General features: G+C 72.3%; 26 protein-coding genes and 1 pseudogene. 6 read left to right on the top strand and 21 right to left on the bottom strand.

What is annotated here, in order from left to right:
• The first annotated feature begins 15 nt into the window (after positions 1 to 15).
• The 4 genes from ABZU91_RS01890 to ABZU91_RS01875 all read left to right on the top strand — a co-directional run bounded on the left by ABZU91_RS01890 (position 16) and on the right by ABZU91_RS01875 (position 5,042).
• Positions 16 to 1,536: a YifB family Mg chelatase-like AAA ATPase gene (locus ABZU91_RS01890; protein ID WP_355233042.1), complete on the top strand. Its 1,521-nt coding sequence runs from the start codon at positions 16 to 18 to the stop codon at positions 1,534 to 1,536.
• A complete protein-coding gene (locus tag ABZU91_RS01885; protein ID WP_355233041.1) occupies positions 1,533 to 2,729 on the top strand; it encodes a DNA-protecting protein DprA in 1,197 nt (398 codons plus the stop codon). Before ABZU91_RS01890 ends, ABZU91_RS01885 begins: the two co-directional genes overlap by 4 nt.
• 73 nt (positions 2,730 to 2,802) lie before the next feature.
• Positions 2,803 to 3,816 carry a tyrosine recombinase XerC gene (locus tag ABZU91_RS01880; protein ID WP_355233040.1) on the top strand — a complete coding sequence of 338 codons (1,014 nt, stop codon included), beginning with the start codon at positions 2,803 to 2,805 and terminating at the stop codon, positions 3,814 to 3,816.
• A gap of 44 nt (positions 3,817 to 3,860) precedes the next feature.
• A complete protein-coding gene (locus tag ABZU91_RS01875; RefSeq protein WP_355233039.1) occupies positions 3,861 to 5,042 on the top strand; it encodes an aminotransferase class V-fold PLP-dependent enzyme in 1,182 nt (393 codons plus the stop codon).
• 30 nt (positions 5,043 to 5,072) lie between these two features.
• Here ABZU91_RS01875 and ABZU91_RS01870 read toward each other — a convergent pair.
• Both ABZU91_RS01870 and ABZU91_RS01865 read right to left on the bottom strand, forming a co-directional pair.
• A pseudogene (locus ABZU91_RS01870) lies at positions 5,073 to 5,666 on the bottom strand (peptidoglycan DD-metalloendopeptidase family protein); the annotation flags it as partial.
• 204 nt (positions 5,667 to 5,870) lie between these two features.
• Entirely contained in the window at positions 5,871 to 6,317 is a 447-nt protein-coding gene (locus ABZU91_RS01865) for a DUF4240 domain-containing protein (RefSeq protein WP_355233038.1), read from the bottom strand.
• A 128-nt stretch (positions 6,318 to 6,445) separates the two neighbouring features.
• Between ABZU91_RS01865 and ABZU91_RS01860 the strand changes: the two genes are divergently transcribed.
• The gene (locus ABZU91_RS01860) at positions 6,446 to 7,606 is read left to right on the top strand and encodes a sulfite oxidase (RefSeq protein ID WP_355233037.1); all 1,161 of its coding nucleotides are present in this window, start codon (positions 6,446 to 6,448) and stop codon (positions 7,604 to 7,606) included.
• Positions 7,607 to 7,651: 45 nt separating this feature from the next.
• Here ABZU91_RS01860 and ABZU91_RS01855 read toward each other — a convergent pair whose 3' ends face one another.
• The 12 genes from ABZU91_RS01855 to proS form a co-directional block, all read right to left on the bottom strand.
• On the bottom strand, positions 7,652 to 7,975 hold the full coding sequence (locus ABZU91_RS01855; RefSeq protein ID WP_018218957.1) for a DUF2469 domain-containing protein: 324 nt from the start codon (positions 7,973 to 7,975) through the stop codon (positions 7,652 to 7,654).
• Positions 7,972 to 8,784 (bottom strand): ribonuclease HII, encoded by an 813-nt coding sequence (locus tag ABZU91_RS01850; protein WP_355233036.1) that lies wholly within the window; start codon positions 8,782 to 8,784, stop codon positions 7,972 to 7,974. Before ABZU91_RS01850 ends, ABZU91_RS01855 begins: the two co-directional genes overlap by 4 nt.
• Positions 8,778 to 9,335, bottom strand: a complete 558-nt coding sequence (locus ABZU91_RS01845) for an NUDIX domain-containing protein (RefSeq protein ID WP_355233035.1) — start codon at positions 9,333 to 9,335, stop codon at positions 8,778 to 8,780. Before ABZU91_RS01845 ends, ABZU91_RS01850 begins: the two co-directional genes overlap by 7 nt.
• A 14-nt stretch (positions 9,336 to 9,349) precedes the next feature.
• Positions 9,350 to 9,985: a signal peptidase I gene (gene lepB, locus ABZU91_RS01840; RefSeq protein WP_355233034.1), complete on the bottom strand. Its 636-nt coding sequence runs from the start codon at positions 9,983 to 9,985 to the stop codon at positions 9,350 to 9,352.
• A 10-nt stretch (positions 9,986 to 9,995) separates the two neighbouring features.
• Positions 9,996 to 10,865, bottom strand: a complete 870-nt coding sequence (gene lepB / locus ABZU91_RS01835; protein ID WP_355233033.1) for a signal peptidase I — start codon at positions 10,863 to 10,865, stop codon at positions 9,996 to 9,998.
• A gap of 184 nt (positions 10,866 to 11,049) precedes the next feature.
• Positions 11,050 to 11,406 carry a 50S ribosomal protein L19 gene (gene rplS / locus ABZU91_RS01830; protein WP_007456548.1) on the bottom strand — a complete coding sequence of 119 codons (357 nt, stop codon included), beginning with the start codon at positions 11,404 to 11,406 and terminating at the stop codon, positions 11,050 to 11,052.
• Positions 11,407 to 11,549: 143 nt separating this feature from the next.
• Positions 11,550 to 12,323: a tRNA (guanosine(37)-N1)-methyltransferase TrmD gene (trmD, locus tag ABZU91_RS01825; RefSeq protein ID WP_355233032.1), complete on the bottom strand. Its 774-nt coding sequence runs from the start codon at positions 12,321 to 12,323 to the stop codon at positions 11,550 to 11,552.
• Between the two features lie 11 nt (positions 12,324 to 12,334).
• Entirely contained in the window at positions 12,335 to 12,889 is a 555-nt protein-coding gene (rimM, locus tag ABZU91_RS01820; protein WP_355233031.1) for a ribosome maturation factor RimM, read from the bottom strand.
• Positions 12,889 to 13,149, bottom strand: coding sequence for an RNA-binding protein (locus tag ABZU91_RS01815; RefSeq protein ID WP_186718042.1), 261 nt, complete (start codon positions 13,147 to 13,149; stop codon positions 12,889 to 12,891). Before ABZU91_RS01815 ends, rimM begins: the two co-directional genes overlap by 1 nt.
• Complete coding sequence (gene rpsP / locus ABZU91_RS01810) at positions 13,124 to 13,621, bottom strand: 30S ribosomal protein S16 (protein WP_355233030.1); 498 nt, start codon at positions 13,619 to 13,621, stop codon at positions 13,124 to 13,126. Before rpsP ends, ABZU91_RS01815 begins: the two co-directional genes overlap by 26 nt.
• Before the next feature lie 229 nt (positions 13,622 to 13,850).
• The gene (locus ABZU91_RS01805) at positions 13,851 to 14,471 is read right to left on the bottom strand and encodes a DUF402 domain-containing protein (protein WP_355233092.1); all 621 of its coding nucleotides are present in this window, start codon (positions 14,469 to 14,471) and stop codon (positions 13,851 to 13,853) included.
• Positions 14,472 to 14,508: 37 nt separating this feature from the next.
• Entirely contained in the window at positions 14,509 to 15,915 is a 1,407-nt protein-coding gene (gene proS, locus ABZU91_RS01800) for a proline--tRNA ligase (protein ID WP_355233029.1), read from the bottom strand.
• A 187-nt stretch (positions 15,916 to 16,102) separates the two neighbouring features.
• Here proS and ABZU91_RS01795 point away from each other — a divergent pair, with 187 nt between their 5' ends.
• Entirely contained in the window at positions 16,103 to 16,705 is a 603-nt protein-coding gene (locus tag ABZU91_RS01795; protein ID WP_355233028.1) for a TetR family transcriptional regulator, read from the top strand.
• 310 nt (positions 16,706 to 17,015) lie between these two features.
• Here the strand turns inward: ABZU91_RS01795 and ABZU91_RS01790 are convergent, their stop codons facing one another.
• The 7 genes from ABZU91_RS01790 to ABZU91_RS01760 all read right to left on the bottom strand — a co-directional run bounded on the left by ABZU91_RS01790 (position 17,016) and on the right by ABZU91_RS01760 (position 26,065).
• Positions 17,016 to 18,095, bottom strand: coding sequence for an amidohydrolase family protein (locus ABZU91_RS01790; RefSeq protein WP_355233027.1), 1,080 nt, complete (start codon positions 18,093 to 18,095; stop codon positions 17,016 to 17,018).
• Positions 18,096 to 18,174: 79 nt separating this feature from the next.
• Positions 18,175 to 19,728, bottom strand: coding sequence for a signal recognition particle protein (gene ffh, locus ABZU91_RS01785; RefSeq protein ID WP_355233026.1), 1,554 nt, complete (start codon positions 19,726 to 19,728; stop codon positions 18,175 to 18,177).
• A gap of 109 nt (positions 19,729 to 19,837) precedes the next feature.
• On the bottom strand, positions 19,838 to 20,494 hold the full coding sequence (locus tag ABZU91_RS01780; protein WP_355233025.1) for a response regulator transcription factor: 657 nt from the start codon (positions 20,492 to 20,494) through the stop codon (positions 19,838 to 19,840).
• Positions 20,491 to 21,672 (bottom strand): sensor histidine kinase, encoded by a 1,182-nt coding sequence (locus ABZU91_RS01775; RefSeq protein ID WP_355233024.1) that lies wholly within the window; start codon positions 21,670 to 21,672, stop codon positions 20,491 to 20,493. The genes ABZU91_RS01780 and ABZU91_RS01775 overlap by 4 nt, the downstream gene beginning before the upstream one ends.
• Positions 21,673 to 22,001: 329 nt before the next feature.
• Positions 22,002 to 24,278, bottom strand: a complete 2,277-nt coding sequence (locus ABZU91_RS01770; protein ID WP_355233023.1) for a [protein-PII] uridylyltransferase — start codon at positions 24,276 to 24,278, stop codon at positions 22,002 to 22,004.
• A gap of 16 nt (positions 24,279 to 24,294) precedes the next feature.
• Complete coding sequence (locus tag ABZU91_RS01765; protein ID WP_007456507.1) at positions 24,295 to 24,633, bottom strand: P-II family nitrogen regulator; 339 nt, start codon at positions 24,631 to 24,633, stop codon at positions 24,295 to 24,297.
• Between the two features lie 25 nt (positions 24,634 to 24,658).
• Entirely contained in the window at positions 24,659 to 26,065 is a 1,407-nt protein-coding gene (locus ABZU91_RS01760; protein WP_355233022.1) for an ammonium transporter, read from the bottom strand.
• Positions 26,066 to 26,266 lie beyond the last annotated feature (201 nt).

Below are 26,266 nucleotides of genomic sequence, written 5' to 3'. Positions count from 1 at the left end.
CATCGGCGACGCGCCGTGAGCTACGCGAAGGTCCTCTGCGTGGGGTTGGTCGGCGTCACCGGCCACCTCGTCGAGGTCGAGGCGGACCTGGCCGCCGGCCTGCCGGCGGTGGTGATCTCCGGTCTGCCGGACACGGCTCTGCACGAGGCCCGCGACCGGGTCCGGGCCGCCGTGGTCAACTCCGGCCAACGCTGGCCGAACCGGCGCATCACGTTGAACCTGCTGCCGGCCACGCTGCCGAAGTTCGGCTCGGCGTTCGATCTGGCCATCGCCGCCGCGCTGCTGGGCGGCTCGGGCGAACTGCCGCTGCTTCCGCTGGAGGGGGTCGTGGTTCTCGGCGAGTTGGGCCTCGACGGGACGGTCCGGCCGGTGCGCGGTGTGCTGCCGATGGTCGCCGCCGCGGCCAGGGCCGGCATCGAACGGGTCATCGTGCCGACCGGCAACGCCGCCGAGGCAGCGGTCATCCCCGGCGTACGGGTGCGGGCCGTGGACACGCTGCACCGACTGGTCGCCTTCGTGCGCGACGGCAGCCCGCTCATCGAACCACCGCCGGACGCCCCGGCACCGGTTCTCGGCGGCCCCGACCTCGCCGAGGTCGCCGGGCAGGAGTTGGGTCGGCGGGCGCTGGAGGTCGCCGCCGCAGGTGGGCACCACATCGCGCTGCTCGGCCCTCCGGGTGCCGGCAAGACGATGCTTGCCGAGCGGCTGCCGTCACTCCTGCCCGAGTTGGACGACGACGCTGCGCTGGAGGTGACCGCGCTGCACTCGGTCGCCGGGCTGCTGCCGCCGGGCGGTCGACTCCTGCGCCGCCCGCCGTTCCAGGCGCCTCACCACACGGCGACGATCCCGTCCCTCGTCGGCGGCGGTTCCGGGTTGGCCCGCCCCGGAGCGGTGTCCCTGGCGCACCGCGGGGTGCTGTTCCTGGACGAGGCGCCGGAGTTCAGCAAGGGCGCGCTGGAGGCGCTGCGCCAGCCGCTGGAGAACGGTCGCATCCTGTTGAGCCGGAGCGGGGGCGGCACCGAGTACCCGGCCCGGACCCAACTGGTGCTGGCCGCCAACCCGTGTCCCTGCGCCAAGCCGTCCGGCGACGCGTACTGCGAGTGCTCTCCGCTGGTCCGCCGCCGCTACCTGGGCCGACTCTCCGGGCCGCTGCTCGACCGGATCGACGTGCAGGTGCGGTTGATGCCCGTACGTGCGGCGGAGCTGATGGCATCCGGTGGCGACGCGGAGTGCTCGGCCGCGGTCGCCGCCCGGGTCGCGGCGGCCCGCAGCGCGGCGGCCACCCGCTGGGCCGGCCTCGGACGACGCCTCAACGCCGAGGTGGACGGTCCGCTCCTGCGCCGCCCGCCATGGCGGCTACCGGCACTGGTCACCGCCGATCTGCGCGGCCGGCTCGACTCCGGCTCGCTCTCGGCCCGGGGCTTCGACCGGGTGATCCGAATGGCCTGGACCATCGCGGATCTGGACGGCCGGGACCGGCCGGATCGCGACGACGTACGAGAGGCGACCCAGCTACGGACAGGAGAGACGGCATGAGCGCCGACGAGGAGAGCAGGCTGGCCCGCGTGGCGTTGACCTGGCTGGCCGAGCCGGGCACGAGAACGGTGTACCGGTTGGTCGAACGGCTGGGGCCGGTGGCGACGCTGGATCTGTTGCTCGACGGCGGCAGCCCCGACCGGCGGTTGTCCGCCGCCGTGGCCGCTCGGATGTCCGCCGGTGACGCTCGTGCCGTGGCGGCCGAGGCCCTGGACCGGACAGATCGGCTCGGCGCACGTCTGGTCACACCGGACGACGACGAGTGGCCGGCCCGGGTCGCCGATCTCACCAGCCTGCGACTTCCGGACCTGAGCCGCCGGGTGGACGCGGAGACCGCCCCACCGCTGTGCTTCTGGGTACGTGGCGCATGGCCGCTCGGCGAGGCGCTGGACCGCTCGGTGGCGGTGGTCGGCGCGCGGGCTGCCACCGGCTACGGCCAACACGTGGCCACCGATCTGGGGTACGGGCTGGCCGAGCGGGACTGGACGGTCGTCTCCGGTGGCGCCTTCGGGATCGACGCCGCCGCCCACCGGGGCGCCCTGAACGCCGACGGGCTGACGGTGGCGGTGCTGGCCTGCGGGGTGGACCGGCCGTACCCGATGGGCAACACGGCCCTCTTCGACCGGATCGCCGACACGGGCCTGCTGGTCAGTGAGTGGCCGCCCGGCGCCGAGCCGCTGCGGCCCAGGTTCCTGATCCGCAACCGGGTGATCGCGGGCGGCACGCTGGGCACCGTCCTGGTGGAGGCGTCGGCGCGCAGCGGCGCGACGCAGACGGCCCGGCGTGCCATCTTCACCGGCCGGGTGGCCATGGTGGTGCCCGGGCCGGTGACCTCGGCGATGTCCGTCGGCGCGCACGAGCTGCTGCGCGAGAATCCCAGGGCTCGGCTGGTCACCGGGGTCGCACACGTACTCGAGGAGGTGGGTCGCATCGGTGCGGACCTGGCTCCGCTGGCCCGTGGCCCGCAGCGGCCGACCGACGCGTTGGACGACGACGCCCGGTCGGTGCTGGAGGCGTTGCCCCGCCGGGGCGTACGGGGTGTGGACGCGCTCGCCGCCCGAGCGGGCCTGGACGTACGCACCGCCCTCCGCAAGCTCTCGCTACTCGAAGAGCTGTCCATGGTGGTACGACGTGACGACGGCTACGCCCTCGCTCCTCTCGACAAGCCCAAGGGTCCGGCCGATCGCCGGTAGAGCCGTACGCTGGTGCCGTGCCAACTGTCCGTGGGGGTGCAGCCACCGCAACGCCGCCATCGGCGCGGCGGCCGTGAGCCGGGCCTCCCGGGGCACCCGGGCCACCCACCAGGAGTTGCCGCCCACGTTCCGCGACGCGGTCGACGACTTTGCCGCGCACCTGTCCCAGGTCCGCAACCGGTCGGCGCACACCGTCCGCGCGTACGTCACCGACGTGGTCGCGTTGCTCGACCACGCCGTCCGGATGGGTTGCCGAGAACTGTGCGAGGTGGACCTGTCGGTGCTGCGGAGCTGGTTGGCCCGACAGCGGACCACCGGCGCCGCCCGTACGTCACTGGCACGCAGAGCCGCCTCGGCACGGGCGTTCAGCGCGTGGGCACACCGCGCCGGGCTGCTCCCCACCGACGTGGGCGCGGCACTGGCCAGCCCTCGCGCGCACCGGGAACTGCCCAGCGTCCTGCGCGCCGACCAGGCCGCCGCGCTGCTCGATGCACCACCCCGGCACCCGGCGGCCGCAACCGGCACGCCCACGACGGAGTCCACCCCGGGCGGAGACCCCACGACGACAGGGGTGGCCGACGCGGCGGTGGTCCTGCGCGACCGGGCGCTGCTGGAACTGCTCTACGCCACCGGCGCACGGGTCAGCGAGGTGTGCGGGCTGGACGTCGAGGACGTCGACCACGGCCGACGGGTGGTCCGGGTCTTCGGCAAGGGCGGTCGGGAGCGGTCGGTGCCGTACGGGGTGCCGGCGCAGCGTGCGCTCGACGAGTGGTTGCGGCAGGGCCGTCCCGCGCTGGTCGCCCCGCGTTCGGGTGGCGCGCTGCTGCTCGGTGCCCGTGGCGGTCGGCTGAATCCGACCAGCGCCCGTCAGATCGTCGGCAGGTACGCCGAGGCCGCCGGCCTGCCCCGCACCAGCCCGCACGGGCTGCGCCACTCCGCCGCCACCCACCTGCTGGAGGGCGGGGCCGACCTGCGCGCCGTGCAGGAACTGCTCGGCCACTCGTCGCTGGCCAGTACGCAGATCTACACGCACGTCTCGGTGGAGCGGCTGCGCGCCGCCTACCGGCAGGCCCATCCCCGCGCCTGATCAAGGACCGAAGGCCGGGACGACTCGACGGTTACGATCATCGGGTGACTGCCCCGCAGCCCCCCGAGCCGATTCCGGGCGCCCGCCTGCTCTTCTCCCTGGACCCGGCGGTCAGCCATCTCAACCACGGGTCGTTCGGCGCGGTGCCGATCGGCGTGCAGCGGGTCCAGCAGCGGCTGCGCGACGAGATGGAGGCCAACCCGCTGCGCTTCTTCACCCAGGGGCTCGTCGACCGGATCGCGCACACCAGGCGGCACCTCGCCGGGTTCCTCGGCGCGGACCCGGAGGGCAGCGCGCTGATCGGCAACACCACCACGGGCGTCGCCCTGGTGCTTCAGTCGGTGGGCCTACGCCCCGGCGACGAGATCCTCAGTACCGACCACGGGTACGGGGCGGTCAGTCTGGCCATCGCGCGGGAGTGCCGCCGCACCGGCGCGGTGAGCCGGGTCCTGCCGATCCCGTTGGACGCCAGCGACGAGCAGATCGTGCAGACCATCCGGGCCGGCCTGCGCCCGGGGAGGACCCGGCTGCTCGTCGTCGACCAGCTCACCTCCGCCACCGCGAAGCTCTTCCCGACCGCCGCCATCGTGGCAGTGGCCCACGAGAGCGGCGTGCCGGTCCTGGTCGACGCCGCACACGCCCCCGGCATGCTCTCCACCACGGTCGCCAGCATCGGCGCCGACTTCTGGGCGGGCAACCTGCACAAGTGGGGGTACGCCCCGCGCGGCACCGCCCTGCTGACGGTCGCCCCGCCGTGGCGGGAGCGGATCGAACCGCTGGTGGTGTCGTGGGAGCAGGAGACGGGCTTTCCGACTCGGATCGAATGGCAGGCCACCCTCGACTACACCTCGTGGCTCGCCGCCCCGGCAGGACTGTTCACGCTGCGCAGCCTCGGCGTCGACCGGGTGCGTCGGCACAACGCCGCGCTCGCCGCGTACGGCCAGCGGGTGGTGGGGGACGCGCTCGGCGTGCCCCCCGCCGATCTGCCCGACCCCGGCGGACCGGGGGTTGCCCTGCGCCTCATCCCGCTGCCGGCCGGCACGGCGACCACCATCGACGCGGCGCGGGCGTTGCAGACGCGCATCGGCGAGCGGCTCGCCGCCGAGGTCGCGGTGATGAGCTGGGACGGTCGCGGCTGGCTGCGGCTCACCGGTCAGGTCTACAACAGCGCCGACGAGTACGAGCGGCTGGCTGTGCGGCTGCCGGCGCTGCTCGCCCAGCGCTGACCCCGCTCCCCCGATCGAGCGGACCGGGCGCACCGGGAGCAGCCGCACCGGGCCGAGGCCGAGCAGGGCCAGCGGGTCCAGATATTCGTCGCCCCGGCGCAGGCCCCAGTGCAGGCACGCGCCGGCCGGGCAACCCGGGTGGCCGGGCAGCAGTTCGCCCAGCGGCGCGCCTGTGGCGACTGCCTGACCGGGGCGTACCGCAGGTTGGACCGGCTCGTGGGTGGTCCGCAGCCCGTCGGCGTGCCCCACGGTGACCACCTGTCGACCGGCCACCAGGCCGGCGAAGAGCACGGTGCCCGGCCCGGCACTGCGGACCATGGTTCCCGCCGAGGCGGCCAGGTCGACGCCCCGGTGGCCGGACAGCCACGGCTGGGGTGGCGGGTCGAAGCGGCGCACCAGTCGCGGTGGCCCGTCGAGCGGCCAGCGGAAGCGCTCGGTGGGATCGGGCGCAGAGGCGGAAGCCTGGAACGCGATCGGCACGGTCGGCGTCGGTGGCTGGCCGGGCACCGACGCGACAAGCACCGCCAGACCGCAGAGCTGCACGATCAGAGCGAGGGGGAACGCCGCGCAGAGCAGCACGGTACGGCGGATCGAGCCGAGGCGGGTGGTGACTGGCGCGCGCATGCCGGCAGCCTCGGCCCGGGGCCCGGTCGTTCGCCAGCCCGGCCGCCGAAGCTGTGGACAACAGTCCGCTCTGTGGACGACCACCCGGAGGAGTCGACGATCTGCTATGCCACGCTGAGGAGATGCGGTCCGCTCCGGGCTCGCCGAGGCATCACGTAGGCCCTTCCACCCTGGCCGACGTCCCTTGGACGAGCCCGGGTCAGATCACCACCACTGCTCGTTGGAACCGGTTTCGTAGTCGTACTCCTCGACGTGGTCCCACTTAGCCCCGGTCAGCTTCTGATAGGCGTTCGAGGGGACGTCGAGGATCGAATCCGCGTGTGCGGCCTCGACGGTGGTGAAGCGTGCGAACGCCGCCGGATCGGCGAGCACAGCATCGAATGCCGCAGGCCCCGCCACCACCACCGCGCAGCGCGCATAAAGGAAGCCGTCCTCAGTCAGTTGATCAGCGCCCGGTGGGACCGCCTGAGCGAGCACCCGACGGTCCAACTGATGGAGCTTGACTGCAAGCGTCTCGGCGAAATCGATGATCCGCTCCACCGGCTCGTCCGCCAACACGGCGGTCAACCGCTCGTACGGACGGTCGTCCTGGACCTCCGGCTGACCGCCGAGCACGGCGACGAGCCGCCAGAATTCCTCATCTACGAGCATCGAATCCTCAACCCGTCATCGGTACGACCAGATCAGTGCCAATTCTTGCGTCGGTTCTCCGGCGCTGGCCGAAGGCCTAGGCTGGGCCGCGTACGGCGGGTGCCGCCGGGTGTACCGGGGAGGCCAGCATGACCACTCTCGACGATCGGACGACGTCCCGTCCGGACGGCGCCGAAGCTTCCGGCCCGACGCTGGCCGACGTCAGCGGCCCGTCGCGGCTCGCCGCACCGGACGAGGCGATCAGCGCCGACGAGTTGCAGCTCGCCGCCCGCAACCACGGCCTTCCGCTGGAGGCGCTGCGCTACGACGTCACCCCGGCCGGGCTGCACTACCTGCTGATCCACTACGACATCCCGGAGCTGGATCCGGCGACGCACGCGCTGACCATCGGCGGCGCGGTCGAACGGCCGTCGACCGTCACCCTGGCCGACCTGCGCGAACGGCCCAGCGTCACCCACCGGGTCACCCTGGAGTGCGCCGGCAACGGTCGGGCCCTGCTGCACCCCCGGCCGGTGAGTCAGCCGTGGCTGGTCGAGGCGGTCGGCAACGCCGAGTGGACCGGCACTCCACTCGCGCCGCTGCTGCGCGAGGCGGGCCTGGGCGCGGACGCGGTCGACGTGGTCTTCACGGGCGCCGATCACGGTGTCGAGCGGGGTGTCGAGCAGGACTACCAGCGGGCGCTGCCGATCGCCGACGCGCTACGCGAGGAGGTGCTGCTGGCGTACGAGATGAACGGGGCTCCCCTGCTGCCGCAGCACGGCGCGCCACTGCGGCTGATCGTGCCGGGCTGGTACGGCATGGCGCACGTCAAGTGGCTGCAGTCGATCGACGTCCGGACGACGCCGTTCGACGGCTACCAGAACGCGGTCGCCTACCGGCTGCGCCAGAACGCCGACGACCCGGGCGAGGCGGTCACCCGGATCGAGCCGCGCGCACTGGTCCGCCCGCCGGGCTTTCCGGACTTCATGACGCGCCGTCGGGTGCTGCGGGCGGGACCGTGCACGGTGGACGGTCGGGCCTGGTCGGGGCACGCGCCGGTGGTGACGGTGGAGGTGAGCGTCGACGACGGGGCGAGCTGGGCGCTGGCCGAGCTGGACCCGCCGGCGGGCGGCGAGTTCGCCTGGCGGCGGTGGCGGTACGAGTGGACGGCGACGCCGGGCCGGTACGTGCTCAGCGCGCGGGCGACCGACGCGTCCGGGCGGACCCAGCCGGTCGAGCAGCCGTGGAACCGTGGCGGTTTCGCCAACAATCTGGTGCAGCGCGTCGAGGTCGTGGTGCCGGCCGGGTGACCGGTGGGTCAGCCGCGGGTGGGGGCCCGTGGTGCGACCGGTCGGTCAGTTGCCGAAGCCGGAGTCGGCGGGCAGGGAGATGTCCGGCTTCTCCAACTCCTCGACGTTGACGTCCTTGAAGGTCATCACGCGGACGTTCTTCACGAAGCGGGCAGGACGGTACATGTCCCACACCCAGGCGTCGTGCATCTCGACCTCGAAGTAGACCTCGCCGTCGGAGTTGCGCACGTGCAGGTCGACCTGGTTGGCCAGGTAGAACCGGCGCTCGGTCTCCACCACGTAGGAGAACTGGCGGACAATGTCGCGGTACTCCCGGTAGAGCTGCAGCTCCATCTCGGTCTCGTACTTTTCGAGATCTTCCGCGCTCATCGCACTCCGCCTTCCATGACCACATCTTCCCCCACCGGCGCCGAAGGCCGAAGCTGCTCGCCCAACGCCACGCCGACGGTACCCCCTGACGCGCGGGAGTGCCCCATCGGCTCGTCCGAGCCCGGGTCGACGGGCCGCCGGGCGCGCGGCGGCCGGCCGTCGCGGCCGGAGACCGTGGCGACATTGACGTACGAGAAGCGGTGTTCCCGGCACGGCCCGTGCTCGCGCAGCGTCGCGCTGTGCTCCGGGGTGATGTAGCCCTTGTGTTCGGCGAAGCCGTACGCCGGGTACACCCCGTCCAACTCCACCATGATCCGGTCCCGGGTCACCTTCGCGAGAACGCTGGCCGCGGCCACACAGGCGGCCACCCGGTCGCCCTTCCACACCGCGAGCCCCGGCACACCGAGGCCGTCCACGCCGAAGCCGTCGGTCAGCACGTACTCCGGTCGGGTGGTGAGCGAGGCGAGGGCCCGACGCATCGCGGCCAGATTGCACACGTGCAACCCCCGGGCGTCGACCTCCTCCGCCGGGATGATCACCACGGCGTACGCGAGTGCGCGGTCGACGACCTCGGCGTACACCCGCTCCCGGCTGGCCGGGGTGAGGAGCTTGGAGTCGGCAAGTCCGTCGATCTCGCCGCGTCGCCCCTCGGGGAGCACGGCGGCGGCGGCGACCAGCGGCCCGGCGCACGCCCCTCGGCCGGCCTCGTCGGCGCCGGCCACGTGCCGGAAGCCGCGCCGTTGCAGTGCGCGCTCCAACGCGTACAGACCGGCCTCCCGGCGCACGACGGTACGCGGCGGGGTCAGCACGACGCCTCGCCAGCCGGCGGCAGGAGACGGGCCAGCAGGTCGGGCAACTCGGGCGGGTAGTACCGCTCGCCGCTGGCGGCCAGTTCGGCCGGCGCCCACCAGCGGTGACCCGCGATGCTGCGCTGCTCGATGTCCGTGAAACCGATGGTGTCGACCTGCCACCCGGGCACCCTGAGCAGGAAGAAGTCCTGCTTCTGGCGGTACCAGCCGCCGTCGAACGGAAACTCGGTCTCGTCCGACCAGACGGGCTCGCCCAGGTCGGCGGGCTCGACCCGTAGCCCGGTCTCCTCGGCCAACTCACGGGCCGCCCCGCGCGCCGGGGACTCCCCCTCGTCGAGCCCGCCGCCCGGGGTGAACCAGTAGCGGTGCTCCGGGCGGACCGGGTCGAAGCCGTGGAACATCAAAACCCGGCCGGCCGCGTCGACGAGCAGCACTCGGGCCGCGCGTCGAGGGGTGCAGACACGGAGGGCGCTGTTCGCGGCCTCCGGGCCCGTGCTCTCACTCCTCACGGTCACCGCACCAGCCTGCCAGACGGGCGGCCGATCGCCCATGCCCCCGTCCGCTTCTACGGCTTGGGAATGCCGTCGAACTGGTCGGGCACGGTCAGCCAGGTGGCCCGGTTGAAGGGCCAGAAGACGGTGAACGCCCGCCCGACCACCTCGCCCTCGGGGATGGTGGCCTCGGTGATGTTCTGCCCGGACTGTTGCCAGTGCTCCAGCGAGTCACCGGAGGCCGAGCGGTGGTCACCCATCACCCACAGCCGACCCTTCGGCACGGTGATGTCGAACTCCTGGTCGGCGGCCTTGTCCTGGACACCGTCGATCGAGAAGATGTACGGCTCGTCGAGCGACTTGCCGTTGATCATCAGACGTTCCTGCGGGTCGCAGCAGACCACGTGGTCGCCGCCGACGCCGATCACCCGCTTGATGAAGTCCTCGCCGTCGGGGTTGCCGCTCCACTCGGTGGGTGCCTTGAACACGATCACCTCACCGCGGTGCGGTGACCGGAAGTCGTAGACCAGCTTGTTGACCAAAACCCGGTCATCGATCTTGAGAGTGTTCTCCATGGACGGGGACGGGATGAAGAAGGTCTGCAGCACGAAGGCGCGGACCAACACCGCGACCAGGATCGCCACACCCAGCAGGATCGGCAGCTCCTTCCAGAAGGAGCTACGGGGCTTGTCGGTCTGCTCGTCAATCACGCCAAGGAGCCTACGTTGCCGGGCCGGACGTCACCGTCCGGAACGCGCGGGAACCCCTCAGCGCGGCCGCCAGCGGGAGGATCAGCAGCACACCGCCCTGCGGGGACGGGCGGACCGGCGGCGCATCGGAGGAGGCCGTGGCCGGCGCGGCCACGTCGTCGAACGTCGCCGGCACCGACAGCGCCGCCCAGCGCGACGACGGCCAGACCACCATGAACGCCCGGCCGACGACGTTGTCGATCGGCACCGGCCCCTGACAGCGCGCGTCCTGGGAGACCTCGCGGTGGTCGCCCATCACGAAGATCTGACCCGGCGGTACGACCACCTCGTCGAAGCGCCGGGACCGGCACTCCTGCGGGTTCGGGGGCAGATCCAGTGGCGAGTCGCGCAGCACGTACGGCTCGTCGAGCGGGGTGCCGTTCACGGTGACCCGCCCCTGCGAGTCGCAGCACTTCACCCGGTCACCGGGCAGGCCGATCACCCGCTTGATGAAGTCCTTCTCGCCGGGACGGCTCACCCCGACCAGGTCGCCGACGGTCCGGCCGAGCTTTCCGGCGAACCCGGGCTCCGGCTGCGCGTCGACCTGGGGCGCCCAGCGGTCGGTGCCCCGGAACACCACCACCTCGCCGCGCACCGGGTCACGGACGTCGTAGACGACCTTGTTGACCAGCACCCGGTCGCCGATCAGGAGGGTGTCCTCCATCGAACCGGACGGGATGAAGAACGCCTGGAGCAGGAACGTGCGGATCAGCACCGCGAGGCAGAAGGCCACCACCAGCAGCAGCGGAAGCTCCTGCCAGAGGGGCATCTGGCGGCGGCCACGGCGGACCCGCCGGCGCCACGGATCGACGGTGCCGTCCTCGTCAAGCGTCTGCACCACGTCACCACTCCCCGGTCCGCAGAAACACCACCGCCCGGGAGCCTCGTCGAGGCTCCACGGGCGGTTGTGGACGGCTGCCCGCCTCGTGGGCGGGGCCACCGCCTGGCTGCGCCCGTACGACCAGGGTAGTGCGGTCCGGTCGGTACGGCATACGCGCAGCTCAGGCGGCGTGGCGAGCGGGAAGTCAGCTGGGCTGCTTCTCCCGCTTCTCCTTGATCTTGGCCTTCTTGCCGCGCAGCTCGCGCAGGTAGTAGAGCTTGGCGCGACGCACGTCACCGCGGGTCACGATCTCGATCCGGTCGATGCCCGGGCCGTTGAGCGGGTAGGTCCGCTCGACGCCGACGCCGAAGCTGACCTTGCGGACCGAGAAGGTCTCGCGCAGACCGTCACCCTGGCGGCGGATCACGACGCCCTGGAAGATCTGGACACGGGACCGGTTGCCCTCGACGACCCGCGCGTGCACCTTGACGGTGTCACCGGCACGGAAGTCGGGAAGGTCGGTCCGCTTCGACTGGGCGTCAAGGGCGTCCAGGATGTTCATCGCTGCGTCCTCGTAAGGCTCACGGCGCACCGTCACTCGGTGCGCGGGTGGGTGATTCTGATCCCTGGGTGGCGGTCGGCGGGCCGACCCCGGTCGGGGATCCTCGCAGCCGCCCACGGGCGTGGACGGATGCGGCAACCCCCCTACTTTGCCACATCCCCCGGCGCTGGCTGAAATCCGGCTCGTTCCAGCGCCGCGATGTCCCGTTTGTCGAGCCGGTCGGCAGGCAGCGCGGCCAGCAGGTCCGGACGCCGGTCCGCCGTCCGCAGCAGCCCTTCCTCCCGCCGCCAGCGCGCGATCCTGCCGTGGTCCCCGGAGCGGAGCACCTCCGGCACGTCATGCCCACGCCAGCTCGGCGGCTTCGTGTAGATCGGCGCCTCGAGCAGGCCGTGCGCGTGCGACTCCTCGTCCAGCGAGCCGGCGTTGCCCAGCACCCCGGGCAGCAGCCGGGTGATCGCCTCCAGGACGACGAGCACCGCCACCTCGCCGCCGAAGAGCACGTAGTCACCGAGCGACACCTCGGTGACCGGCATCCGGGTGGCGGCGTGCGTCAGGACCCGCTGGTCGATGCCCTCGTACCGGCCACAGGCGAAGAGCAGATGCGGCTCGGCGGCCAGCTCGTGGGCCATGGCCTGGGTGAACGGCACACCCGCTGGCGACGGCACCAGCAGCCGAGGTGGAGCGGCCCCGTCCGGGGCGAGCGCGTCGAGCGCCGCGCCCCACGGCTCGGGCTTCATCACCATCCCCGGGCCGCCGCCGTAGGGGGTGTCGTCGACCGTGCGGTGCACGTCGTGGGTCCAGGTCCGCAGGTCGTGCACGGCCAGCTGGAGTACGCCGTTGGCCCGGGCACGACCGATCAGTGACAGGTCGAGCGGGGCGAAGTACTCCGGAAAGATCGACACGACGTCGACGCGCATGCGGGGCGGTCCTAAAGATCGAGCAGGCCGGCCGGCGGGTCGACGATGACGCGTCCACCGGCCAGGTCGACCTCCGGGACGATCGCCCGGACGAACGGGATCAGCGCGGTACGACCCTCGGGACGCCGCAGAACCAGCAGGTCGGACGACGGCGCGTGGTCGATCCGGGCGACCTCGCCCAACCGCTCGCCGGCCGGGGTGACCACGGCCAGACCCACCAGCTGGTGGTCGTGGAACTCCTCCGGGTCGTCCGGAGGCTCGACGTCGGCGCTGTCCACCACGAGCAGCGTCCCGCGCAGAGCCTCGGCGGTGTTGCGGTCCAGGACGCCCTCGAACGCGATCAGCACCCGACCCTGGTGGAAGCGGGCTTCCTCGATGGTCAGCTCCGCGGGAACCTGGAACGGCACCCCGGACTCATCGATGGTGGGAGGGGGTGTCGCCCCCGGCTCGGTGCGCAGCACCGTACCGGGGGCGAACCGCGCCTCGGGCTCGTCCGTCCGCACTTCCACGGTGACCTCACCGCGGACGCCGTGCGGCTTGCCGATCCTTCCGACGACGAGCTGCATCAGTACGAGTCGACGATGTCGACGCGTACTCCGCGCCCACCGATGGAGCCGATCACCTGACGCAGCGCCTTGGCAGTCCGGCCGGACCGCCCGATCACCGTGCCGAGGTCCTCGGGGTGCACGCGGACTTCCAGCCGCTTGCCCCGACGGGAATCGACCAGCCGGACCCGGACGTCGTCCGGGTGGTCGACGATGCCCTTGACCAGGTGCTCCAACGCGGGACGCAGAGGCATGTCAGGCCTGCTCACCGGCGTCGGCAGCGGGGGTCTCGGCGGGGGTCTCGGCGGGGGTCTCCGTCGCCGGAGCCTCCGTCGCCGGAGCCTCAGCCTTCGGAGCCTCGGCAGCCTTGGCGGCCTTCTTGGCCGGCTTGGCCGGGGTCTCCGGGGCGAGCCCGGCGGCAGCCTTCGCCTCGGCCTCGTACGCCGCCTTGCGGTCGGCCCGCTCGGGGGCGACCAGGAGCGGCGGCGGGGCCGGCAGGCCCTTGTACTTCTGCCAGTCACCGGTCAGCTCCAGCAGCCGCTGCACCGCCTCGCTCGGCTGGGCGCCGACGGACAGCCAGTACTGGACCCGCTCCGACTTGACCTCGATGATCGAGGGGTCTTCCTTGGGCTGGTACACCCCGACGAACTCGATCGCCCGGCCGTCACGCTTGGTGCGCGAGTCGGCGATGACGATGCGGTACTGCGGGTTGCGGATCTTGCCCATCCGCAGGAGCCGGATCTTTACGGCCACAGTTGTTTCGCTCCTGTTGCGATCTCACCGGCCCGTGCGGGCGGTGTGCATGGGTGAGCGCCGACCGGACCCGTGGGGTTGGGCCGGAGACTACTCGGTGGACTAGCGACGTGCCCGGGTTAGAGGGCGCCGGACGCGCGCCGGATACCAGCGACCCATTCTGCCAGATCCGCCGCCGATCGTTCGCATCGGACCCGGACACCACGTCACCGGTGATCCGGAACACCTCTCAGCGCACCGGCGGGCGGTCCCACCCCGGGGGCAATTTATCCGGTACGTCCCAGTCTGCCGGCGGGGTGAAGTCACACCAGGTGCCATCGAACGGGAACTTCCCGCCCTCGGCGAGCGCGATCACCCTTTCGCCCTCGGCCCGGACGGCCTTCTCGTCGGTCACCCAGTAGTCGTCGCCGAAGGCGAGCCGCTCGACGAACTCGTCCTCGTCCTTCCACTGCCAGCTCAGGTCGGGACGTACCACCACGTCGAGGTCCTGGTCCACCACGTCGACGCCGGCCACCACACCGTCGTCCCAGCGGACCCCGGGCTCCTCCAGGTTGACGTACCAGTGGGCGAACCGGCCCTGCGCGTCCCGGAACCACCACACCGAATGCGCGGCCCCGGCGGGCAGGAACTTCAGCAGCGGCGGACCGTTCCACCGCCCGTGCGCCAACCGGTACGACGACGAGATCCACTGGGCGAACGGCACCGCCCGCATGTTGAGCCCCGCCTCGGTCACCTCGTGTGCCACCGGCGAGTCCCGGACGATCCACACCAGCAGACCACGCTCGTCGTCGCTGACCACCCGGCCCGGCCGGACCCAACCGATCCGGCCGTGCCGCACGTTGCGGTGCATGATCAGGCGACCCGGCTCGAACCGGTCGACGAGCACCTCAGTAGGCGCGGGCGAGGATGGCCACCAGGTCGGGCTCGTCCTCCGAGTCCGGCACCGAGCCGTCGGCCCGCAGCAGGCAGCGCACCGTGACGCCCTGCCCGTTCGCCTCGGCCTCGCCGGCCACCCCGACCGCCGACCACGGCACCCGCGCCCAGCCGTTCGCGGCCGCCTCGATCGCCTCGGCGAGGGTCGTGACCTCCACCGTCCGCGACTCACGGTTGGCCAGCGCCTGGTCGTGCAGCACCTGCTGGTCGGCCTCCAGCGCCGCCAGGACCGCGCCGACCACGTCGGCCATCGGCGTCGGGGACTTCGACCCGTCGGTACGACGAACCACCGTCGCGTTACCGACGGCCAGGTCGCGGGGACCGACCTCGACGCGTACCGGATAGCCGCGCAGCTCGGCGTCGACGGCCCGGCGGCCGAACGCGGTGTCGGTCCGATCGTCGAGCGCCACCCGGACACCGGCGTCACGCAGGCCGTCGCGCAGCTTGGCCGCCGCCTCCGCGACGCCCTCGCCGTCCTTGACGACCATGATGTACGCCTGGATGGGCGCGAGCCTCGGCGGCACCCGCAGGCCGTTGTCGTCGCCGTGCGCCATGATCAGGCCGCCGAGCATGCGGGTCGACGTGCCCCAGGAGGTCGTCCAGGCGTGCTCCCGGCCGCCCTCCTTGGCCGAGTAGCTGATGTCGAACGCCTTGGCGAAGTTCTGCCCCAGCTCGTGGCTGGTGCCCAGCTGAAGCGCCTTGCCGTCGCCCATCATGCCTTCGCAGGTGTACGTGGCCGTCGCCCCGGCGAACCGCTCGCGGGCCGTCTTCAGGCCGACCACCACCGGAATGCCCAGCACGTTGACCATCAGGTCCTCGTACGCCTCGTGCAGGATCCGCCGCGCGTACGCCCGCGCGTCCTCGCGGGTGGCGTGCGCGGTGTGCCCCTCCTGCCACAGGAACTCACTGGTCCGCAGGAAGATCCGCGGGCGCAGCTCCCACCGGACCACGTTCGCCCACTGGTTGAGCAGCAGGGGCAGATCCCGGTACGAGTCGATCCACTTGGCCATGAACTCGCCGATCACCGTCTCGCTGGTGGGACGCACCACGATCGGCTCGGCCAGGGGCTTGCCGCCACCGTGGGTGACGACCGCCAGCTCCGGCGAGAAACCCTCGACGTGCTCGGCCTCCCGCTTGAGGTAGCTCTCCGGGATGAACAGCGGGAAGTACGCGTTCTCCGCGCCGGCCGCCTTGATCCGGGCGTCCATCTCGGCCTGCATCCGCTCCCAGATGGCGTAGCCGGCCGGGCGGATGACCATGGTCCCCCGGACCGGGCCGTTGTCGGCCAGCTTCGCCTTGGCGATCAGGTCCTGGTACCAGCGGGGAAAGTCCTCCGCACGGGGAGTGAGCACGCGTGCCATGACCGCACATCCTATGCGCCACGCGACGCACCGCCGCGCCCGGGAGGCGTCGCGCCGTCCACGGACGTCGCCCACACCGACCCGGCCAGCGGATCGCGCTCAGCAGGCGGCACCTCGGCGGCCCGTGGGGTGCCGGCCGGCGGGCTGGCCGGGTGCGGTCCCGCGGCGCGGCTAGAATTCGACCACCATGACTGCGACGACCGACTCGCCGCGCCAGCGACCGCGGGACACGATCGTGGAGGCAGCCCGTGCGCTGACCATCGCCACCGGCTGGGACGCGGTACGGATGGGCGGCGTGGCCACCGCCGCCGGGGTGAGCCGACAGACCGTCTACAACGAGTTCGGCAGCAAGGCAGGCCTGGCCGAGGCGCTCGCCCGACACGAGGTGGACCGGTTCGTGGGCGACGTACGCGAGGCACTGCGCGCGCACGGCTCCGACATGCGGGCCGGCGCGTACGCGGCCATCGCGCACACCCTCACCAGCGCAGCGGACAATCCGCTGGTCAAGGCGATCCTGACCAGCGCACGGGGTGGCTCGGACGAGCTGCTGCCGTACCTCACCACCCGGGCCGAGGTGGTCCTCGACGAGGCGTCGGACGCGCTGCTCACCTGGGCCGGCGACCACCTGCCGGGCGCCGACGAGGCCGCGACGACGTTCGCCGCCGACGCCATCGTCCGCCTCGTGGTGAGCCACATCGTGCTCCCCCGCTCCCCGATCGACCAGACCGCCACGGCCCTGGCCGACCTGGCCGTCCACCTCTTCGCCGCCGCAATCCCCCAGCCCCGCTGAGCCCTCGGCCACCTGCCGACCGCGCCCCGCGCCCGCGCCCCGCGCCAAGATCCGCGCAACATCGGTGATGTTGCTGCTTCCGGCGTGCGTGAGGCAGCAACATCAGGGAAGTTGCGCGGATCGTTCCTCGTCGACCCCTCCATTCGGCAAGGTCGTGCTCGATCCTGGTTGTAGGTGGCATTCCCACGCCCCCGAGGCCACTACTTCCTGGATCGAGCACGATCTTGCGGGGCACCGCACGGGCGCGGCACCGCACGGGCGCGGCACCGCACGGGCGCGGCACCGCACGGGCCAGGGACAGCGCAGGGGATCAGCGCACCACTCGGCCGCGCAGGATGGTGCGGGACGGGGCGCGGACGACCCGCAGGTCGTCGCGGGGGTCCTCGGGGTAGACGGTCAGGTCGGCGAGACCGCCCTCGACCAGCCCGGGAAAGCCCAGCCACTCCCGGGCGCCCCAGGAGGCGGCGGCGAGCACGTCGATCGGGGCCATGCCGGCGCGCTCGTGCAGCAGCAGCATCTCCTCGGCGGCGAGCCCGTGGTCGATGCCGCCTCCGGCGTCGGTGCCCACGTAGATCGGCACGCCCGCCTCGTGGGCGGCCCGGACCACCTCGGGGAAGCGGTCGCGCAGCGCGAGCATGTGCTCGGCGTACCCGGGGAACTTGGCCCGCGCCTGCTCGGCGATCCCACCGAAGGTCGCGATGTTGATCATTGTGGGGACGAGCGCGGTGCCCCGGCGGGCCATCTCGTCGAGCAGGTCGAGGCTCAGGCCGGTGCCGTGCTCCACCGAGTCGACGCCGGCGCGCACCATGATCTCGACGGCCGACTCGGAGAAGCTGTGCACGGCGGCGCGTACCCCGGCGTCGTGCGCGGCCCGCACGGCGGCGGTCAGGGTGTCCGCGTCCCAGGCCGGCGCGAGGTCACCCACGCCCCGGTCGATCCAGTCGCCGACCAGCTTGACCCAGCCGTTGCCGGCCTTCGCCTGGGCGGCCACCGTCGCGGCGACCTCATTGGCGTCGACCTCCACGCCGATGTCGCGCAGGTAGCGCTTCGGGGGCGCGACGTGCCGGCCCGCACGGGCGAGTCGCGGCAGGTCCGGTTCGTCGTCCAACTCGGGGTACGGGTAAGGCGAGCCGGCGTCACGGATCGCCAGCACCCCGGCGTCCCGGTCGACGTGGGCCAGGTCGCGGGCCTGGTCGAGCGAGGTGATCGGGGCGCCACCCCGGGCGATGCCGATGTGGCAGTGCGCGTCGACCAGCCCCGGCAGGACGAACCCGCCGTCCACGACGGTCTCCGCGCCGGACACCGGGGTGAAGGTCACCCGGTCGCCGACCAGCCAGAGGTCCCGGACCTCGTCGTCGGGGAGCAGTACGCCGCGCACATGAAGAGCCATGCGCACAGTCCTACCGGATCACTCCCCGTCGGGGGCGGGCAGGTCGTTCTTCCGGGAGGTCAGCACGGGCAGGTCCGTGTCAGCGCGGGCCCTTGTCGCCGCCCTTGCCGAGCTTGTTGAAGTCGATCTTCGGGAGCTTGAAGCCGGGCGGAAGCCCCTGGCCACCGGCGAGGTCGTTCGGGTCCATCCCCGGCGGGAGCTGCGGCATGCCACCGGGGAAGCCGCCCGGCATCCCGGCGCCGGTACGCGGCCGACCGCCACCCTTGGTGCCCTTGCGCTTGTTCTTCGGCGACTTGGTGGCCTTGCGCCGACCGCCGCCGGGTAGGCCCATCATCCCGCCCATCTGCTTCATCATCTTCTGCGCGTCGGCGAAGCGGTTGAGCAGCTGGTTGACGTCCATCACGGTGACACCGGAACCGTTGGCGATACGCGCCCGGCGGGAGCCGTTGATGATCTTCGGGTTGTTGCGCTCGCCCGGGGTCATCGACCGGATGATCGCGGTGACCCGGTCGAAGTGGCTGTCGTCCAGGTCGGCGAGCTGGTCCTTCATCTGCCCCATGCCCGGCATCATGGCCAGCACATTGGCGATCGGACCCATCCGTCGTACCGCGATGAGCTGATCGAGGAAGTCGTCAAGCGTGAACTGCTCCCCGCCCATCAGCTTGGCGGTCATCTTCTCCTTCTGATCGGAGTCGAAGGCCTGTTCGGCCTGCTCGATCAGAGTGAGGACGTCGCCCATGCCGAGGATCCGGCTGGCCATCCGGTCGGGGTGGAAGACGTCGAAGTCCTCCAACTTCTCACCGGTGGAGGCGAACAGGATCGGCTGCCCGGTGACCTCGCGGACCGACAGCGCGGCACCACCACGGGCGTCGCCGTCGAGCTTGGAGAGCACCACGCCGGTGATGCCGACGCCGTCGCGGAACGCCTCGGCGGTACGGACGGCGTCCTGACCGACCATGGCGTCGATGACGAAGATGACCTCGTCCGGCGAGACGGCGTCGCGGATGTCGGCGGCCTGCTGCATCATCTCGGCGTCGATGCCGAGGCGACCGGCGGTGTCGACGATGACGATGTCGCGGGCGGCACGCTTGGCGTGCTCGATCGAGGCGCGCGCCACCTGGACCGGGTCACCGGTGCCGTTGCCGGGCTCCGGGGCGTACACCTCGACCCCGGCCCGACCACCGAGCACCTGGAGCTGACCGACGGCGTTGGGACGCTGGAGGTCGGCGGCGACCAGCAGCGGCTGGTGCCCCTGGCCCTTGAGCCAGCGGGCCAGCTTGCCGGCCAGGGTGGTCTTACCGGAACCCTGGAGGCCGGCCAGCATGATCACCGTCGGCGGCTGCTTGGCGAACTGGAGCCGCCGCCCCTCGCCGCCGAGCACCTTGATCAGCTCTTCGTTGACGATCTTGATGATCTGCTGGGCCGGGTTGAGCGCCTGGGAGACCTCGGCGCTGCGGGCGCGCTCCTTGACGGCCGCGATGAAGCCCTTGACCACCGGCAGCGCGACGTCCGCCTCCAGCAGCGCGAGGCGGATCTCGCGCGCGGTGGCGTCGATGTCGGCGTCGGTGAGCCGTCCCTTGCCGCGGAGCTTGGTGAAGATCCCGGACAGGCGGTCACTCAAGGTGTCAAACACGCGAACATCCCGTTTGTCAGTGTTCCGGCGGGCACAACACGGCCGGCACTGCGGAGTCCGGCCACCGCTAGGGTAGCCGCCCGGCCGCACGGCCGCTGGCGGCCCGGCCTCACCCCGAAACCAGGCCCGATTGGTACGCGAAGACGACGAGCTGGGCCCGGTCCCGGGCTCCCAGCTTGCCCATCGCCCGGCTGACGTGTGTCCGAGCGGTCGCCGGGCTGACCACCAACCGGGCGGCGATCTCCTCGTTGTTGAGGCCCTCACCGACCAGGCTCACCACCTGGCGCTCCCGGTCGGTGAGGGTGTCCAGCCGCGGGTGCGGACGGGGCGCCCGCGACGGACGGGTGGCGAACTCACGCACCACCCGGCGCGTCACCGACGGCGACAGCAACGCCTCTCCCTCGGCGACCAGCCGGATCGCGCGCAACAGCTCCGGCGGGCGGGTGTCCTTGGTGAGGAAACCGCTCGCGCCGTGGCGCAGCGCGTCGAAGACGTACTCGTCCAGCTCGAAGGTCGTGAGCACCACCACCCGCGTGCCGGTCAGGTCGGGATCGGCGACGATTCGGCGGGTCGCCTCGATCCCGTCGATGCCCGGCATCCGGATGTCCATCAGCACGACGTCCGGCCGCTCCCGCCGGGCCAGCTCCACCGCCCGCAACCCGTCGGCGGCCTCACCGGCGAGCGTCAGGTCGTCCTCGCTCTCCACCAGCGCGCGCAGCCCGAGGCGGACCAGGTCCTGGTCGTCGGCGATCAGCACCCGGATCACGTGGAAGGCCCCAGCGGCAGCCGGGCCCAGACGCGGAAGCCGCCGCCCGGACGCGGTCCGATCGTCAGCCGCCCGCCCAGCGCTGCCACCCGCTCCCGCATGCCGGCCAGCCCGTGCCCTCCGGTCTGGCCGGCGGACGCGTCGAGCTCTCCGGCCGCGTCGAACCGGCTGGCGGCCCCGACACCCCGGTCCGTGACCTCGACGGTCAGCTCGTCGGCCCGGTAGCCCACGGTCACCTCCGCGCTCGCCACCCCGGCGTGCCGCAGCACGTTGGTCAACGCCTCCTGCACCACCCGGTACGCGGCCAGGTCCACCGCCGCCGGCAACTCCCGCGGGTCACCGTCCTGGCGCAGGTCGACCGCGAGACCGGCGCCCGCCAGGCGGTCACACAGGGCGGGGAGCCGGGCCAGACCGGGCACCGGTTCACGCTCCGCGCCCCGCCGTACCGCGCCCAGCGTGACCCGGAGTTCGTCCAACGCCTCCCGGCTGGTGCGGCTGATCGCGGTCAGAGCCACCTCCGCCTGTTCGGGCCGTTTCGGCAGCAGGTGCAGGGCGATCTCCGCCTGCATGCTGATCGCGGCCAGCCCGTGCCCCACCACGTCGTGTACCTCCTGAGCGATGCGCAACCGCTCCTCGTCGGCCTGCCGCCGGGCCTGCTCGGCACGCTCACGGGCCTGTTCGGCGCGGCTACGCGCGGCCGTCTCGCGGTTGACGCGTACCACCACACCCACTGCGAACGGTACGACCACCCAGGCCGACGCCGGCAGCACTCCGAACCAACCCGGCGCCGGCCCACGGCTGACGAAGACGTGCGCCACCAACAGGACGAACGCACCGCTGGCGGCGAGCGCCGCCGGACGCACCGGCAGTCGCACCGCCACGGTGTACACCGCGAACAGGAACGCGAGCAGAATCGGTCCGTACGGGTAGCCGAGCACCAGGTACGTCGAGGTGGCCATGGTGACCACTGCGAGGGTCGCCACCGGGGCTCGCCGCCGAAGCAGTAGGGCGAGGGCGGCGAGCGCGATCAGTGCGAGACAGATGGCATCCACCGGCGTGGACCCCGGCTGGTTGTCCCCGGCCAGGTCGGTGGCGAGCACCCCGAACACGAGCAGCGCCAGAGGGAGCATCGTGTCCGCCGCCGCGTGCCGCCACCCCCGCCACCCGTTCCCTCGCATGGTCGTCATTCTGCCCGCGCAGACGCCTCCCGACGTGCGCCCACGAGCGGCACCGCCCCTACGTCCCGCGACGTACCCGCGACCTCACCCCGCCCGCGCCATCCGGCCTGTCAGCCGCCGACGCGTCGCCCGACAGCCGCCGACGCCTGGGGCACGCGGCGGCGGACACCGCAATGAGCGTGATGACTGAGAGGCATATTGATGCCTCACAGTCATCAGCCGCAAGTAGCCCTTGCAGGCCGCTCAGGATCCCCGAGGCGACGACCAACCCCCGACGATCTGCGGGCGGCGGCTGCCAGCCTGGGTCGCCGCACGGCGATGGCCGTTGGTCAGACGGCGGCGAGGACGGCGGCCTCCAGGCGGGCCCGGGTGGCGTCGTCGGGCCAGCCGCCCACGAGGTAGAAGGCGTCGACGACGTCCGCGCCGAGGGTGGAGATCCGCGCGGCCCGGACCAGGGCTCCCGCCTCGTCAAGCGCGCCGGCCACCCGGTAGAGCAATCCTGCGGCGTCGGCCGCGCGCAGTTCGAGCAGGACGGCGTCGGTGGCGGCTTCGCGGTGCCAGACCACCCGCGGAGCGGCGCCGCTGCCCCGGGCGGCGAGCGCACGACCCCGCAGCCGTTGGGTGACGGACACGTCGCCGGCCACCGCACGGCGTAGGTCGGCGCGCAGCGGGACCGGGTCGGCCGGAAGTCCGTAGCGGGGTTGTACCCGGCACTCGACGAGCGCTCGACCGTCGACCACGGAGGCGTCCGCGGAGAGCACCTCCAGCCGGTGCAGGGCGAGGCAGCCGGCCACCGTGGCGAGCAGTCCCCGTCGGTCGGCGGCTGCCACCGCCACCCGGTCTCCGGTCAGGTGGACGACCGGCAGCGGCCCGGCCAGCAGCGCCGGGTCCGGGGCCGGGGGTTCGGGCAGTACGCCGGTGTCCAGGGCGGTACGGACGCGGGCGACGAGTTCGGCGACCAGTCGACCCTTCCAGTCCGACCAGGCGGCCGGGCCGGTCGCGGCGGCGTCGGCGCGTACGAGGGCGTGCAACAGGTCGAGCGTGCCGGTGTCGCCCACCGCCTCGGCGACCGACGCGATGGTCACCGGGTCGGCGAGGTCCCGACGGGTGGCCACGTCGGGCAGGAGCAGGTGCAGCCGGACGAGCGTGCCGATCAGCGCCACCTCCGGGGCGGGCAGCCCGACCCGGGTCGCCACCGTCTCGGCGAGCGGCACGCCGACGGTGCTGTGGTCACCGGGGAGACCCTTGCCGATGTCGTGCAGCAGGGCGCCGAGCAGCAGCAGGTCGGGGCGGTCCACCTCGCGGGCGTGCCGGCTGGCCTCGTGGGCGGCCTGCACGAGGTGCCGATCGAGGGTGTAGCGGTGCACCGGGTTGTGCTGAGGGAGGCTACGCACCCGGGTCCACTCGGGCAGCCAGCCGTCCACCAGCCCGTACCTGTCGCAGGTCTCCCACGCCGGCACCAGGCCGGGACCGGCGCCCAGCAGCGTGGTCAACGCGGCCCGGGCCTCGGCCGGCCAGGGCGCGGGCAGCGGCGGGCAGTACGCCGCCAGCCACTCGCAGGTGGCGCGCGCGATCGGCAGCCGGGTCGTGGCTGCCGCGGCGGCCACCCGCAGGGACAGGCTCGGGTCGGGGCGCGCGCCGATCGCCGTCCGGGCCAGCACCAACTCCCCGTCGTGCTCGACCACGTCCCGGGCCACGGGCCTGCGCACCGGACTGCCGTTTCCGCCGCGGGAGCGCCCGGAGCGCAGCCGGTCGGCGGCGCGGAAGGCGTCATCGAGGGCGTGGCTGACCGTGCGCGCGTCCCCGGCCACCCGCCGCAGGAGGGCGTCGCCATCCTCTAGCCCGAGCAGCGCGGCGACGCCGTCGCGTTCCTGGGCCACCAATCGGTCGACCCGGCGGCCGACCTGCTGGTGCAGAGCGTCGCGCGTGTCCAACAGCCGCAGGTGGGCGGCGCGGACGGCGGGACGCAGCGCGTCGGTGATGCCGGCGGCGGAGATCGCGCGCAGCAAGCCCACGTCGCGCAGCCCGCCGGCGGCCTCCTTGAGGTCACCCTCGAGGAGGAAGGCCAACTCGCCGTGGGCCTGCCAGCGGGCGGCGGTGACCTCCCGCAGACGCGGAAGCTGGCGTACGGCGGTACGTCGCCAGTGATCGGCCGCGGTGCGGGTCAGTGCGTCGGCCAGTGCCTGGTCGCCGACCACCAGGCGGGCGTCGAGCAGCCCGAGGGCGACCTTGACGTCGTCCTGGGCCACCGAGAGTGCCTCGGAGATGGTTCGCACCGAGTGGTCCAGGCGCAGGCCGGCGTCCCAGATCGGGTACCAGACCGAGGCGGCCAACTCGTCCGTGCCCGGCACCCCGGCGTGCAGCAGCACCAGGTCGAGGTCGCCGTACGGAGCGCACTGCCGCCGTCCCAGGCCCCCGACGGCCATCAGCGCGACACCGTCGCGCGCGGGCAACAAACCGCGCAGGAACTCGTCGTACGCGGCCGCCCGCCCCACTCGGGCGGCCTCCCCGATCCCCCCGGGTACGCCGACGACCTCGTTGATCAAGAGGTTCGCGTCACCGTTCTCGGCGTTTCCTGACGCGTCCTTCTTGATCAACGAGGTCATGTCGTCGTGATCCGGATCAGAGGGCGTCGAGGCCGCGCTCGCCGGTACGCACCCGGACGACCTCTTCGACACCGGTGACCCAGACCTTGCCGTCGCCGATCTTGCCCGTACGGGCGGCGCCGACGATGGCGTCCACGATCTTTTCCACGTCGATCTCGTCGGTGAGCACCTCGACCCGGATCTTGGGCAGGAACTCGACCGTGTACTCGGCACCCCGGTAAACCTCGGTGTGCCCCTTCTGCCGTCCGTACCCCTGGACCTCGCTGACGGTCAGCCCGGCCACGCCCAGGGCGTGCAGAGCTTCCTTCACCGCGTCCAGCTGGTACGGCTTGATGACCGCGGTCACCAGCTTCATGTCCAACCCCTCCATCTAAGGAACGTTAACCGGCGACCTTGGCGCTGACCGGCTCGGTGGACTCGGTCTCGGGAGCGGCGCTCGGCGCGCCACCGGTCGAGCCGATACCGGCCATCGCGAACGCGCCACCCGTGCCGCCGCCCGACGGGGACAGGTCGTAGCTGCTCTCGGCGTGCTCGGCGATGTCGATGCCCTCGACCTCGGCCTCGTTCTTGACGCGGAAGCCGATCGTCTTCTCGATGACGAAGGCGAGCACCCAGGCGATGCCGAACGACCAGGCGGTGACGATAAGGCCGGCCAGGGCCTGCCGACCGAGCTGGGTCACGCCGCCACCGTAGAACAGGCCGTCGGAGGCTCCGACCACGTCGCTGATCGCGGCGTTTACCGAGTTGGTGGCGAACAGGCCGAGCCAGAGCGAGCCGATCCAGCCACCGACGAAGTGCACGCCGACGACGTCGAGGGAGTCGTCGTAGCCCAGCTTGTACTTGAGGCTGACGGCGAGCGCGCACACCACACCGGCGACGATGCCGAGCAGTACGGACGCCCACGGGGCGATGAAGCCACAGGCCGGGGTGATGGCGACCAGGCCGGCGATGGCACCGGACGAGGCACCGACCATGGTCGGCTTGCGGTCCTTGATCCACTCGACCGCGATCCAGCCGAGCACCGCGGCCGCGGTGGCGAGCTGGGTGTTGATGAAGGCGAGGCCGGCGACCGAGTCGACGGTCAGCTCGGAGCCGGCGTTGAAGCCGAACCACCCGAACCACAGCAGACCGGCGCCGAGCGCGACGAGCGGGATGTTGTGCGGCTTCATGCCCTCGCGGGGCCAGCCGAGACGCTTACCGAGCACCAGCGCCACGGCCAGGGCCGCCGCACCGGCGTTGATGTGCACCGCGGTGCCACCGGCGAAGTCCAACGCGTGGATGTCGGCGCCGATGATGCCGCCGCCCCACACCCAGTGTGCGACCGGGAAGTAGACCAGGGTGGCCCAGCCGAACGCGAACACCAGCCAGCCGGCGATCTTGGCCCGGTCGGCGATGGCACCGCTGATCAGCGCGACGGTGATCACGGCGAAGACCATCTGGAACGCCATGAACACGTAGAGCGGAATACCGATGCCGCTGGGGTTCTCCGCCGTGGCGCCCCACAGGTCGGTCTCGGCGAGGAACGTCTTGGTACCGAGGTACGCGCCCGGGTCGCCCCAGAAGCCGTTCACGTCGGTCCCGAAGGCGACGCTGAAACCGTAGAACCACCACAGAACAGAGATGAGCCCGATAGCCGTGAAGCTCATCATCATCATGTTGAGTACGCCCTTGGCCCGGTTGAGGCCGCCGTAGAACAGCGCCAGTCCGGGGGTCATGAGCAGCACGAGCGCGGTCGAAACCAGCAGCCACGTGGTATTGGCGCCGTCGATCGTCGGTGCTTCAGGCACGCTGGCCTCCTAAAGGTGAAGTCCTCCTTCGCGGCTTTCCGGGGCAGCGTCGCCCGTAGGCCGGTTGCGCGGAAGCTTCGCGGCCGGCTGTTTCACTTTGGGTCCCGTGCGGGTTTCCGTTTCGTGACGGGTTGTTTCGTACGTGTCACGAAGTCCGCACAGTCAGCAGCATGGACGAGTGTGGATCAACCGGACGGTGAA

Origin of the sequence: Micromonospora sp. NPDC005174 (assembly GCF_040608495.1) — a bacterium.
GTDB lineage: Bacteria > Actinomycetota > Actinomycetes > Mycobacteriales > Micromonosporaceae > Micromonospora.
Note: the sequence above shows the minus strand (reverse complement) of the source record. Positions and strands in the feature narration are given on the sequence as shown.